Here is a 13,198-nt window from a genome sequence, read left to right as displayed (position 1 = left end):
AAGGAGGGGGACTCATGGCCGAAAATAAGCCTTCACAAACTAAGGAAAATAACAGTGAGATGACACTTGAGCAGGCAAAAGACCAACTGCTTGAAATGGGAAAAAAGCGCGGTGTACTGGCTTATGAAGAAATTGCTGACCGTCTGTCCGGCTTTGCAATTGAATCAGATCAGATGGATGAGTTTTATGAGTACCTGACAGAGCAAGGTGTGGAAGTAATCGGGGATTCTGAGGAAGATCCCAAAATGCAGGAAATTGCCAAAGAGGAAGAATTTGATTTAAATGACCTTAGTGTTCCGCTTGGCATCAAGATAAATGATCCTGTCAGAATGTATTTGAAGGAAATTGGCAGGGTTGATTTGTTATCAGCTGCCGAAGAAATTGATTTGGCAACCCGGATAGAGAATGGTGATGAAGAAGCAAAAAGACGCCTTTCAGAAGCAAACTTACGACTGGTTGTCAGTATTGCTAAACGTTATGTCGGTCGCGGCATGCTGTTCCTTGATTTAATTCAAGAAGGCAATATGGGACTGATTAAGGCTGTTGAAAAATTTGATTATCGAAAAGGTTTTAAATTCAGTACGTATGCCACATGGTGGATTCGACAGGCCATTACACGGGCAATTGCGGATCAGGCACGTACCATCAGAATACCGGTTCATATGGTTGAAACGATAAACAAGCTTATCCGTGTCCAGCGGCAGTTGCTGCAGGATCTTGGCCGAGAACCGACCCCTGAAGAAATCGGAAAGGAAATGGACCTTGCACCTGATAAGGTTCGGGAAATCCTGAAAATAGCTCAGGAACCTGTTTCGCTTGAAACCCCAATCGGTGAAGAAGATGACTCACATTTGGGTGATTTTATTGAAGATCAGGAAGCTGTTTCGCCATCTGATCACGCCTCATATGAACTGCTGAAGGAACAATTGGAAGATGTTCTGGACACGTTAACGGACCGGGAGGAAAATGTTCTGCGGTTACGCTTTGGGCTTGATGATGGAAGAACGCGAACACTGGAAGAAGTTGGCTCAGTTTTTGGTGTAACCAGAGAGAGAATACGCCAAATCGAGGCCAAAGCATTGCGTAAATTACGCCACCCGAGCCGCAGCAAACGATTAAAAGATTTTTTGGAATAGTGTCTCTCAGTCATTGAGCACAATTTTAATGTGTGCAATGGCTGCCTACATATTTTTTACGAGAAACACCCAAACTTTTCTTTGCTGCTGTCCTTATCCTATGTTTTATAAAATGTCATATCTTTTTCCTTTAAACGTGTCAGTTTTTGGAGTAAAATATAAATAGTTATGTACTAAATTCATAAAAGGACTATACATAAGGAGGAACTACGATGAAAAACCCGGTTATACCTTATGCTTTAATTGCTGGTATAGGAATACTATTAGTTATTGTAGTATCAGTTGTTGGCCTGGATCAACAGGAGGCTATTCAAGAGGAAGGTAACGGCGAAGAACAGGGTGAGCAGCAGGAAGGCGGCTCCGGCGATGGTGGTGAATCCGGCGGTGGCGAAACGGCTGCCAATGGCGAAGAGGTTTACCAAAGCAATTGTGCAAGCTGTCATGGTCAGGACTTATCAGGTCAATCCGGACCGGCACTGGACACTGTCGGGAGCAAGTATTCCCAGGAGGAAATTGAACAAATCATAGCAGATGGGTTCCCTGACGCCGGAATGCCTCCGGGACTCGTCCAGGGAGAAGATGCCCAAGCCGTTGCACAGTGGCTTTCTGAGCAACAGTAATATTAACGTGAATATTGTTAATGCCAAAAGAGTAAGCTTACTGGACATGCAGCAGGCTTACTCTTTTATGCTCTTACAAGAGGTATTGATACATAAGGAGATAACCATGAACAACTCAATCAAACTTTCCGGGCGTCTGGAAAATGTGGCGTCGTTAATACCAAAAGGTGCTGAATTTGCTGATATCGGTTCCGATCATGGCTACCTTCCCTGCTATGTATGTCTGCATGATGAATCTGCACAGGCGGTGGCCGGAGAAGTCAATGAAGGTCCTTTCCTAAGTGCTCAGGAAACCGTTAAGCGATATGGCTTGGCAAAAAGAATTGATGTACGATTGGGAAATGGATTGGAAATTTTGAAAGACGGTGAGGTTAATTTAGTTGTGTTGGCAGGTATGGGAGGTGCCCTTATCAGTACGATTTTAGATGAGGGGAAAGACCGTCTGAAGAGTATTAAGCGAATTATTGCCCAGCCTAACGTTGGTGAACGACGTGTCCGCCAATGGTTTTATACCCATGGCTATACAATCACAAACGAAGCAATGATTAAAGAAAACGGGCATATTTATGAGATTATTGCAGGTGATAAAAACCCAACGACACAGGAAATGACCGAAAAGCAATTGCTATTCGGCCCCCGTTTACTGAAACAAAAGCCGGAACTGTTTTATCAAAAGTGGGAGAATGAATACGCCAAACGACAACGGATTATCGATCAAATGAAAAAAGCTGCATTACCGAATGATAACAAAATAGAAGCATTCAAAAAGGAATTAACATGGATAGAGGAGGTATTGCGCGATGACAGCCACTAAGCGTAACACTGATGTTTTCAAGGCAATCGAAACATGGGCACCAAAACATTTGGCTTATGACTGGGATAATGTCGGCTTACAGGTCGGATCGTTTCATAAACCTGTCAAAAAGGTGATGGTGACATTGGATGTATTGGAATCGACTGCAGATGAAGCCATCGAAAATAATGTCGATTTGATTATTGCACATCATCCGCTTTTATTTAAATCCATGAAACAAGTCAATGTTGATACAGCAAAAGGACGTACCATCCAGAAACTATTGCAGCATGACATTTCTGTTTATGCCGCTCACACGAATCTGGATACAGCTAATGGCGGTGTGAATGATATGTTGTGTGATTTACTGGGGATCCAGGCGCCGGTGATTCTTGAACAGAGTTATACAGAACAATTGCTTAAAATTGCTGTATTTGTTCCGGAAACGCATGCTGAAGAAGTACGGGATGCCATGAGTCAAAAGGGTGCAGGCCATATAGGGGATTACAGTCATTGTACATTTCAATCACCGGGACAGGGAACGTTTATGCCTCTTGATGGTACCGATCCCTATATTGGTAAGCAAGGTGAGCTTGAATTCGTTGATGAAGTGAAAATGGAAACCATTATCCCAGCCGCAAAGTTGACACCTGTCATTGATGCGATGACAGCTGCACACCCATATGAAGAGGCAGCTTACGACATTTATCCGGTTGAAAACAGCGGAGAAGCATATGGGATTGGACGAATTGGCAGATTATCTGATGAACTCACTTTAGAAGCTTTATGTGAGCAGGTTAAAACAGCATTTGATGTCCGGAATGTCAGAGTAACAGGTGATTTATCCAAAAAAGTCAACAAAGTGGCTATACTGGGCGGCAGTGGTGAAAAATATATTCACAAGGCAAAGCAAATGGGAGCTGACGTTTATATAACCGGCGATATGACTTTCCATACTGCTCAGGATGCACAAGTTATGGGGCTGTCGATCATTGACCCCGGGCACTATGTGGAAAAAGTCATGAAAGCCTGTACCAAGTCGTATCTTGATGATTATTTTACAGCAGGTGATATAGAAGTAATCGTTTCTAAAACGAATACTGAACCATTTCAATTTATTTAATGCATGACGGGAGAAATATGTTTATAATAAACAGATATGGCAGTTTTGCCACGTTTTTAAAAGGAGAACAACCTTATGACTAATCAATTCAATCAGTTTTCATTTCATCCTGTGATGAAAAACGTCATCGAGGAATTAAATTTTCATGAACCGACGGCTATTCAGCACCGGGTTATACCTTCTATCCTGAAAGGGACAAGCGTTATTGGGCAGTCACATACAGGATCCGGGAAAACGCATGCGTATCTTTTGCCGTTATTCAATCAGCTTGAGTCAAGCAAGCAGGAAGTTCAGGTTGTTTTGACTGCACCAACCCGTGAACTCGCAATGCAAATATATGAAGAAGTCAGAAAGATGATTGATTATGCTGATATGAGAGGAACATGGATCGCTAAACTGCTTGTCGGGGGAACAGATAAGCAAAAAATGATGGATACGCTGAAAAGGTCACCACATATTATTGTCGGAACCCCGGGGCGGATTCTCGATTTAGTCCAGGAAGGTGCGATTTCGATTTACACGGCTTCAGCTTTTGTTATTGATGAAGCCGATCTCATGCTTGACTTAGGTTTTATTCGTGATATTGATCAATTGCTTGTACGGACGGCAGAAACGATACAAATTCTTGCTTTTTCAGCAACCATCCCGCAGCAGTTGGAGCATTTTTACCGGAAATACCTTGAAAATCCGCTGCATGTGAAAATTGATGATCAATTATCACCGGAGACAATGGAGCATGTGTTGATTCCGCTCCGCCACCGCGACGCATCTGACGTTATTATCGACATTTCCAAAGCTGTACAGCCGTATATGGGTATTATTTTTGCAAATGGAAAAGAAGCTGCAGATACGCTTGCTATGTCTTTGCAGCAGAAAGGTCTTGATGTCGGAATCATCCACGGCGGACTTTCACCAAGAGAACGCAAACGGACGCTTAAGGACATACAAAACCTGCGTTACCAGTATATCGTTGCGACTGATCTGGCATCACGGGGCATCGACATTAAAGGCGTCAGCCATATTATTAACGCACAACTGCCTAAGGAAGAAGATTTTTACATCCACCGTGCCGGAAGAACGGCCCGCGCCGGAATGGAAGGTACAGTCATCAGTTTATACGGTGATCAGGATATGCGGCTGATTGAAAAATTGGAACAAAAACGCCTGACATTCACACACCGGGATATCAAAAACGGGGAATGGAAAGACATCAAATCCCGGAGGCGACACAGCCGCAACAGGGAGACTCCGGATAATACCGATTCCGAAGCCTGGAAAAAAGTTAAAAAGCCGAAGACAGTAAAACCCGGATATAAGAAAAAAATGAAAAATCAGCAAGAAAAAATTAAGAAACAAATGACAAATAAGAAGCGAAAATAATTTTGGGGTGAGGAAATGTTAAAAATTGGATCACATGTATCAATGAGTGGAAAGAAAATGCTGCAGGGGTCCAGCGAACAGGCTGCTTCGTACGGTTCCAACGTATTTATGATTTATACCGGCGCACCACAGAACACACGAAGAAAAGCGATAGAAGAATTAAATATTGAGGCCGGCAGGGAACATATGAAAGCGAATGGTATTATTGATGTCGTGGTTCACGCGCCTTATATCATTAATATCGGCAACACGACAAAACCCGAAACATTTGAATTGGGTGTTGATTTTTTACGAAACGAAATCAATCGGACTGCTGCAATCGGAGCGGAACAAATTGTTCTCCACCCCGGATCGCACGTCGGTGCCGGCGCGGATAAAGGAATTGAAAAGATTATAGAAGGATTGAATGAAGTACTTGATAAGGAACAAAACGTCCAGATAGCACTTGAGACGATGGCCGGAAAAGGATCCGAAATCGGACGCACGTTTGATGAACTGGCCAAAATCTTTGACGGGGTTACCCATAACGAAAAACTGTCCGTATGCCTTGACACCTGTCATATTCATGATGGCGGGTATAATGTTGTTCGGGATTTTGATGGTGTGCTGGATGAATTTGATAAGATTATCGGAGTTGACCGGCTAAAAGTTGTCCATGTCAATGACAGCAAAAACGAACAAGGCGCACATAAAGACCGCCATGAAAATATCGGCTTTGGCCACATCGGTTTCGATGCACTGCATTATGTCATAAACCATCCGCAGTTGGAGGCGTTACCCAAAATTTTGGAAACACCTTTCGTCGGAGAAAACAAGAAAAATAAAAAGCCACCATACAAATTTGAAATTGACATGATTAAAAATGGTGAATTTGAAACGGATTTAAAAGAAAAAATAATGAACCAGTAGAGAAACGTCATTCAGTGGAGTGGTTTTTCTCCACTGAATGTTAGTTAAACAGAAACCTTCTTTTTACTTAAACAAGCCTTCCAAGCCATAGGATTTTATGATTTCCACAAATAATTTTTGTGCTTGATTGGCTGTTGCTTTATCTGTGATACGAGCAAGTTCCTCAAACATTTTTTTGCGGTGTCCGGGATCAAAAGGATCAATTGTGTTTTGACGCAGGTATGTTGCGATTTCGATAGCTTGCTTTCGGTTGATCGAAAAATTATATTGATGTGCGTATTGTAGCAGTTCATCAGGCGAAAGCTGCTTTAATTTTTTGTTGACCAGTTGTTTGATAACGCTTGACATATATCCAGTCGCCTCCATATTTGTTTTCTGTTCCATTATATGTTGGAAATCGGAAAAATTTACTTGTACCTTCAAAATGCATTCCCATTAACTACCAGCTGTATATTTGCAGACCATCCATAAACTATAAACGCACCTCATTTAGGAAAGAGAGGTCTTGCTGATGGATGAAGACAATCGACGGCTGAACAGTGCGGAAAACGGACCAAAGCTGGAAGAAGAATCGGATAGAGACGATATGGTTGCCACCGATTATGGCGGCGATGAACCGCGTGTGGAAGAAGTCCAAAGCAGGCGGGATGAGGAATTTGCTAATGAAATGACTGCGGATGACATCGACGAGCCAGTTGATTCAGATGAAGATGGCACAGAGGCGAATAGTGCTTTTGGATGGATTGCGCTGGCGTTATCGATTATCTCGTATTTCATGATGCCAATCATCCTTGGTGGCGCAGGGATTATAGTGGGCTTTATATCAAGAAACCGAGGTACGGAAACGCTTGGTAATACGGCAATCATTGCAGGTGCAATTTCCATCCTGATTACACTGTTTATACTTCCATTTGTTTAACGAAAAGGGGCTGAATTTTTTTCAGTCCCTTTTTCTAATGATATAACGGAAAATAATAATATTCCCCGGGTGTAATATGGGTTGGTTCGACATCGGGGTTTAATGCCCGGAAATCATCCAAAACTTGTGAAATATCCAAATGATTGCTATCCTGTGGATTAATGCGTTCTGCAATGGACAGGACAGTTTCCCCAGTACTGACTTGTACTTTCAGGACTGTCCTTTCTTCTTGTTCAATCATATGTGTTTGATTTTGTGAATCCGTGTCAGGGTTTAATGATGTTCCAACAGTTAAATCTTTATGGACACTAATCAGGAAAAGGATTATAAATGTATATAGAAGCAGTTTTTTAATTGCATTCATACTTTTTGCTCCTTAAAATGAAACCAATATTGAACCAACACCGTATAAGTGTAGTAAGGGAATGGGGGAGTGATGAGATGGATATCTTTTCATTGGACTGGATCGGCTTTATTTTGACTGGATTTGCTACATTATTCCTTATCGGTGAACTTCTGGTAAATATGCGTGGTATTTTTGGATTGCTTGGTTTAGGCTTTATTACCGTTTATTTTACAGCTTACCTTGAAACAGGCTCATTTATCATTATGCTTATTATTTATCTGGCTGGAATATTACTTATTATGATTGATGGTAAAGTCGTTAATGACGGGACACTTGCAACAATCGGCCTCGCCTGTATGCTTCTCGCAGTCGCATTGGCTGCACCAAATTTATTCGCAGGTTTATACGCGGTTATTGGTGTGCTGATTGGAGGGTTTTCGTCACCCTTATTTTTAAAAGTATTTAAACGCCGGAATATGTGGTCCAAAATAACGTTAAAGGATCAGCTGACAACGGAAAAAGGTTATAATTCCATGAACCAGGATTATAAAAAATTACTCGAGAAACAGGGCGTCACATTAAGTGATTTGCGTCCGGTCGGGACAATACGTGTTGATAATAAAAATTACAGTGCTGTTTCAAATGCCGAATGGATTCCTAAAAACAGTGCCGTTAAGGTAACCCATGTAGATGGAACAAAAATTTTAGTCGAAATAATTGAAAATGAACACCGAAATAATACTCATGGATCATAGGGATTCATGAGTATTTTTGTGAATTCTTTGTTAAACGTGATATTGGTGGAGACGGGACTATTCGAAAGTGCAGCAAGTTAGTTTAAATGCTAAGAATGAAATGTACGATATATGGGTAACTAATAAATAACATCGGAATGTAAATTTTATGTTAAGTTTTCGGTAATGGCCTTTACAAACTATCAATAGTGCATTAATAATGGGGAAGGTATGTGACAAATTTCAGCAATGTTCGAAGGGTGGAATAATCTTTGGATATCGATGTGCAAACACTGATATTTCAATTTATCGGCGGATTAGGTATCTTCCTGCTGGGTATAAAATATATGGGGGAAGGCCTGCAGAAATCTGCCGGTGACAGGCTGCGGGATATCCTTGACAAAACGACCAGCAATCCATTTCTTGGTGTTTTGGCCGGTATTGTCGTAACGATACTCATTCAGAGCAGTTCCGGGACAACTGTTTTGACAGTCGGTTTGGTTAATGCCGGTTTTATGACCTTGAGACAGGCAATCGGTGTCATTATGGGGGCTAACGTCGGGACAACCGTTACAGCTTTCATAATCGGTATTGACTTAGGTGAATACGCGTTACCTATCATAGCTGTCGGCAGTTTTCTATTGTTTTTCTTTAAAAGCCAAAAAGTTAGTAACATCGGACAAGCTGTCTTTGGTTTTGGTGCGTTGTTCTTTGGATTGGAATTAATGAGCAGCGGGATGTCACCATTACGTGAAGTACAGGCATTTCAGGATCTTACAGTCAGTATGAGTGAGCATTCCATCTTAGGTGTTGTCATTGGGACATTATTTACAGTTATTGTGCAAAGTTCAACTGCTACAATTGGTATTCTCCAAGGACTGTTTTCAGAAGGCGCCATTAGTCTGGAGGCTGCACTGCCGGTATTGTTCGGGGATAATATCGGAACAACGATCACAGCGGTTCTCGCATCAATTGGTGCATCGGTTGCAGCCAGACGGACCGCCTTAGTTCACGTCATTTTTAACGTTGCTGGTGCTGTAATTGGGGTACTGTTACTTGGGCTTTTCACGCAATATGTCATGTATTTGCAATCCTCATTTGGGCTCAATCCGGAAATGACGATTGCCTTTGCGCATGGAAGCTTTAACCTGGCCAACCTTATTATTCAATTTCCATTTATTGGGGCGCTTGCCTGGATCGTGACGAAAATAGTTCCTGGTGATGACGCGATTGTTGAATATAACCCAAAACATTTGGACCCGATTTTCATTCAGCAATCATCCACACTTGCTTTGGATCAGGCAAAAGCAGAAATTATCCGGATGGGTGAATATGCGTATAAAGGACTTGAAGAAACGAATTTGTATTTAACAACACAAAATCAGAAGCATTCGGAAATATCCATGCAAGTTGAAGGGGCACTCAACAATTTGGATCAGCGCATTACGGAATATTTGGTGGAATTATCCGGTGAATCGATGTCTGAAATGGACAGTGCCAAGCATACAGTATTAATGGACTCAGTACGGGACATCGAACGCATCGGTGACCATTTTGAAAATATTATCGAATTAATTGATTATAAAATATCCAATAAAGTTCACTTGACAGAGCAGGCTCAGGAAGATTTGAATAATATGTTTGACTTGACAATTATGACAGTGAAACAGGCAGTTACAGCACTGGAAAATATGGATCGCGAAGAGGCACTGGCTGTTGTTCAAAAAGAGGATCAAATTGACAGAATGGAACGCAATTACCGCAAAAAGCATATTATTCGCATGAACGAAGGGCTTTGCAGCGGGTCAGCCGGAATCGTTTTTGTTGACATCATCAGCAACCTTGAACGTATCGGTGACCATGCTTCCAATATTGCAGAAACTGTTTTAGGTGAATAAAAAGTAAAAGGGGTGTGTTAAAAACACCTCTTTTTAATTGAAAATTATTTGTTAACATGGTATATTATTAAATGTCGCTTGCATTTTAACTTGAGTTACATAAATTTCATTCAGATAGGTCATTGACAGATTCTGTCGGACATGGTAAATTATATTTCGTCGCTGATTAATAAGTGACTGCATAATGCATTAAGTAATAATGCATTGATAGCCCATATTAAATTATTCCACAGTAGCTCAGTGGTAGAGCTATCGGCTGTTAACCGATCGGTCGCAGGTTCGAATCCTGCCTGTGGAGCCATGTGGCGGTGTAGCTCAGCTGGCGAGAGCGTACGGTTCATACCCGTGAGGTCGTGGGTTCGATCCCCTCCACCGCTATTATAATCAAAGATTGATGGCGGCCGTGGCGAAGTGGTTAACGCACCGGATTGTGGCTCCGGCATACGTGGGTTCGATCCCCACCGGTCGCCCCATAATGATAAATTTTTTAAAATGCTACTATACGGACCCTTAGCTCAGCTGGTCAGAGCTATCGGCTCATAACCGATCGGTCGCAGGTTCGAATCCTGCAGGGTCCACCATCAACATTCGGAGGTATACCCAAGTCTGGCTGAAGGGATCGGTCTTGAAAACCGACAGGCGGGTCAAACCGCGCGGGGGTTCGAATCCCTCTACCTCCTCCATACATAACCAGAGGTCAGATGTCAGAATTAAATAAGGCTCGGTAGCTCAGTCGGTAGAGCAAGCCGCAAGCCTCATCGAATAGGCTTCCATGTGCAGGCTTGTGAGGAGTGAAGCTTCACCGAAAGACCTTGCAACACGACGAACACAAAGCATCCTCGAATCAACATCGAAACAATATTATGGTGCGAGAACTATATTACAAAATGAAACCTATAATCCGGCTCGGTAGCTCAGTCGGTAGAGCAACGGACTGAAAATCCGTGTGTCGGCGGTTCGATTCCGTCCCGAGCCATCTTTCCAAACAAGCAGTTGCTTGTTTTTTTGTTTATGTAAGTTTTGTACATATTGAGAATGGGTACAGATATAGTGAAACTTCAATCAGTGGTTTTTGAATCTGCAGGATGAATACAATGAGAGCTGCGACAAGACTTATAATTTAGCCTGAGTTCCCATCAATCCACTGAAGTGAATGATTTCACTATTCACACCTTGGAAGAAATGCATTTAATTTGCATGTACGTGTTGGCTCTGATAGCCTTAAATGTAAAGGGTGAATTTTCAATCCTTTTAAAAAGAATCAAAGGAGGATATTAAAAATGGCAAAATTTGAACTACCAGAACTACCATACGCTTACGATGCTTTAGAACCTACTATCGACAAAGAAACCATGAATATTCACCACACAAAGCATCACAATACTTATGTAACCAAGCTGAATGCTGCGGTTGAAGGGAAAGCAGACCTTGAGAGTAAATCTGTTGAGGACTTAGTCAGCAATCTAGATGCTGTTCCTGAAGACATTCGCACTGCTGTCCGCAACAATGGCGGCGGGCATGCCAACCATAGCCTGTTTTGGAAGGTCATGTCACCGAATGGCGGTGGTGAACCATCAGGCGAATTAGCCGATAAGATCAATAGTAAATTCGGAAGTTTTGAAAAATTCAAGGAAGCTTTCGAAAATGCTGCAAAAGGACGCTTTGGCTCAGGCTGGGCATGGCTCGTTGTAAACAATGGTGAACTGGAGATTACAGATACACCAAACCAGGATACACCATTAATGGAAGGCAAAACACCAATTTTGGGTCTTGACGTTTGGGAGCATGCCTACTATCTGAAATATCAAAACAAACGCCCTGAATATGTTGCTGCATTTTGGAATGTTGTCAACTGGGATCAAGTAACAAAAAATTATAATGAAGCGAAATAAGCATATACGTTAGACAAGCTTCGGCATTCGTTAAATCACAGCGAATGCCGAAGTTTTTTACTTTTTGCTGATACAGGGAAAGGCGCGGACAGAGGCTCTCGTCTTTTTCACTACTGCATATCTGACTTTGATTTGTTCACACTATAAATGAACGAAAAGGAGCAATGGATATGCATAAAAGCCTAGAAAACATCGCAGGAAAAATTGAAATCAGCCGTGACCTTATCTTGCTGTTGGTCATAGGGGGACTGTATTCCCTTAGTATTTTCCTTTCCAACACCTTTGTAAACATTTACTTATGGAAGCAGGCTGGAGACTACATGACCATCGCCTTTTACAACCTGGGGATCTATGTATTCCAGCCGCTTACCTTTATACTGGCGGGAAAAATAGCCAAGAAAGTTGATCGGGTTATCGTATTACGTTTAGGGGTGATTTTCTTATCTCTATTTTTTTTGAGTGTATTACTGATTGCCGAACAGGCGGCCACCTATAATTTTATGCTTGGAAGTTTACTGGGTATTGGATCCGGTTTTTACTGGCTGGCATTTAATGTGCTCACATTTGAGATTACGGAGCCTGAATCAAGGGATTTTTTTAATGGATTTCTCGGGGTGCTGCAGTCATTTGCAGGCATGATCGGCCCACTGCTTGCCGGTACCATCATCGCCAGTATGCAGGAGAATATAGGGTATAGTGTGATTTTTACAATCTCGTTCATCTTATTTATCGGTGCTGTTGTGTGCAGTTTTTTCCTGAAGCGCAGACCGGCAGAAGGACTTTTTCATTTCAAGCGTGTTCTGACTGAACGAAGCCACAATAAAAATTGGAAAAGAATTCTAAACGCCCATGTGTCGCAAGGACTCCGGGAAGGCATTTTTTTATTTGTCATTACCATCTGGGTATTCATTACAACCCAAAGTGAATTTGCTTTAGGGGTATTTAACTTGTTCCTGTCAGGCTTATCATTTGTCTTTTATTTCATCGTAACGAAATGGGTCAAACCCTCTTTAAGAAAAAAGGCTATTCTGACTGGAGCATTAATCCTATATTTTTCCATATATATTATTTTGTTCAATATAAGTTATGTTCAGCTGATGATTTATGCCGCCCTGATCGGACTTGCGTATCCGATCGTTAACGTGCCATATGCCTCCTTAACCTACGATGTGATTGGTAAGGCATGGAAAGCCAAGGAGCTTCGGGTCGAATATATTGTTGTAAGGGAACTGTTTGTTGATGTCGGCAGGGTTCTGTCGATAGGCATTTTCATAATAGCTGTCACACTTTTTCCGGCAGAAACAATTATTCCATATTTGCTCGCTGTATTTGGTCTTGGCCATTTGTTTATTTATGTATTCGTAAAAAACATCTATCTGGGGAGTGCAGGCAAAAAGGATGCGATTACGAAAGAGCCATTGACTGACGAAAAAAATCGATAAAATCTC

At 41.9% G+C, this 13,198-nt stretch carries 13 protein-coding genes and 6 tRNA genes; 17 read left to right on the top strand and 2 right to left on the bottom strand.

Translation table 11 applies throughout. The features are described from left to right. Positions 1–14 precede the first annotated feature (14 nt). The 6 genes from rpoD to Len3610_RS07585 all read left to right on the top strand — a co-directional run bounded on the left by rpoD (position 15) and on the right by Len3610_RS07585 (position 5,961). A complete protein-coding gene (rpoD, locus tag Len3610_RS07610) occupies positions 15–1,136 on the top strand; it encodes an RNA polymerase sigma factor RpoD (RefSeq protein ID WP_176447413.1) in 1,122 nt (373 codons plus the stop codon). Positions 1,137–1,348: 212 nt separating this feature from the next. Beyond that, a complete protein-coding gene (locus Len3610_RS07605) occupies positions 1,349–1,756 on the top strand; it encodes a c-type cytochrome (RefSeq protein ID WP_176447412.1) in 408 nt (135 codons plus the stop codon). Positions 1,757–1,862: 106 nt separating this feature from the next. Beyond that, entirely contained in the window at positions 1,863–2,570 is a 708-nt protein-coding gene (locus tag Len3610_RS07600; protein ID WP_176447411.1) for a tRNA (adenine(22)-N(1))-methyltransferase, read from the top strand. Continuing rightward, positions 2,557–3,672, top strand: coding sequence for a Nif3-like dinuclear metal center hexameric protein (locus Len3610_RS07595; protein ID WP_176447410.1), 1,116 nt, complete (start codon positions 2,557–2,559; stop codon positions 3,670–3,672). The genes Len3610_RS07600 and Len3610_RS07595 overlap by 14 nt, the downstream gene beginning before the upstream one ends. Positions 3,673–3,747: 75 nt before the next feature. Continuing rightward, positions 3,748–5,052, top strand: a complete 1,305-nt coding sequence (locus tag Len3610_RS07590) for a DEAD/DEAH box helicase (protein ID WP_176447409.1) — start codon at positions 3,748–3,750, stop codon at positions 5,050–5,052. Positions 5,053–5,067: 15 nt separating this feature from the next. Beyond that, positions 5,068–5,961, top strand: a complete 894-nt coding sequence (locus Len3610_RS07585) for a deoxyribonuclease IV (protein ID WP_176447408.1) — start codon at positions 5,068–5,070, stop codon at positions 5,959–5,961. Positions 5,962–6,024: 63 nt separating this feature from the next. Here the strand turns inward: Len3610_RS07585 and Len3610_RS07580 are convergent, their stop codons facing one another. Then, complete coding sequence (locus tag Len3610_RS07580) at positions 6,025–6,309, bottom strand: DUF2624 domain-containing protein (protein ID WP_176447407.1); 285 nt, start codon at positions 6,307–6,309, stop codon at positions 6,025–6,027. A gap of 163 nt (positions 6,310–6,472) precedes the next feature. On the opposite strand from Len3610_RS07580, the gene Len3610_RS07575 reads away from it, so the two are divergent. Next, positions 6,473–6,880 carry an MATE family efflux transporter gene (locus tag Len3610_RS07575; RefSeq protein ID WP_176447406.1) on the top strand — a complete coding sequence of 136 codons (408 nt, stop codon included), beginning with the start codon at positions 6,473–6,475 and terminating at the stop codon, positions 6,878–6,880. Between the two features lie 34 nt (positions 6,881–6,914). On the opposite strand, the gene Len3610_RS07570 is transcribed toward Len3610_RS07575, so the two are convergent. Beyond that, positions 6,915–7,244, bottom strand: coding sequence for a hypothetical protein (locus Len3610_RS07570; protein WP_176447405.1), 330 nt, complete (start codon positions 7,242–7,244; stop codon positions 6,915–6,917). 77 nt (positions 7,245–7,321) lie between these two features. Between Len3610_RS07570 and Len3610_RS07565 the strand changes: the two genes are divergently transcribed. The 10 genes from Len3610_RS07565 (at position 7,322) to Len3610_RS07520 (ending at position 13,192) form a co-directional block, all read left to right on the top strand. Beyond that, positions 7,322–7,981 carry an NfeD family protein gene (locus Len3610_RS07565; protein WP_176447404.1) on the top strand — a complete coding sequence of 220 codons (660 nt, stop codon included), beginning with the start codon at positions 7,322–7,324 and terminating at the stop codon, positions 7,979–7,981. A gap of 251 nt (positions 7,982–8,232) precedes the next feature. Then, on the top strand, positions 8,233–9,858 hold the full coding sequence (locus tag Len3610_RS07560) for a Na/Pi cotransporter family protein (protein WP_176447403.1): 1,626 nt from the start codon (positions 8,233–8,235) through the stop codon (positions 9,856–9,858). 226 nt (positions 9,859–10,084) lie between these two features. Beyond that, a tRNA-Asn gene (locus Len3610_RS07555) sits at positions 10,085–10,159 on the top strand. A 3-nt stretch (positions 10,160–10,162) separates the two neighbouring features. Beyond that, a tRNA-Met gene (locus Len3610_RS07550) sits at positions 10,163–10,236 on the top strand. Positions 10,237–10,255: 19 nt separating this feature from the next. Then, positions 10,256–10,331, top strand: a tRNA-His gene (locus Len3610_RS07545). A 31-nt stretch (positions 10,332–10,362) separates the two neighbouring features. Next, a tRNA-Ile gene (locus tag Len3610_RS07540) sits at positions 10,363–10,439 on the top strand. A gap of 9 nt (positions 10,440–10,448) precedes the next feature. Continuing rightward, positions 10,449–10,541, top strand: a tRNA-Ser gene (locus tag Len3610_RS07535). Positions 10,542–10,761: 220 nt separating this feature from the next. Then, a tRNA-Phe gene (locus Len3610_RS07530) sits at positions 10,762–10,834 on the top strand. A gap of 304 nt (positions 10,835–11,138) precedes the next feature. Continuing rightward, on the top strand, positions 11,139–11,750 hold the full coding sequence (locus Len3610_RS07525; protein WP_176447402.1) for a superoxide dismutase: 612 nt from the start codon (positions 11,139–11,141) through the stop codon (positions 11,748–11,750). Between the two features lie 170 nt (positions 11,751–11,920). Next, positions 11,921–13,192: an MFS transporter gene (locus Len3610_RS07520; RefSeq protein WP_176447401.1), complete on the top strand. Its 1,272-nt coding sequence runs from the start codon at positions 11,921–11,923 to the stop codon at positions 13,190–13,192. Positions 13,193–13,198: the final 6 nt, after the last annotated feature.

The sequence above is a fragment of the Lentibacillus sp. CBA3610 genome (assembly GCF_013373365.1).
Taxonomy (GTDB): domain Bacteria; phylum Bacillota; class Bacilli; order Bacillales; family Amphibacillaceae; genus Lentibacillus.
This window is presented reverse-complemented; position numbering and strand designations above follow the sequence as displayed.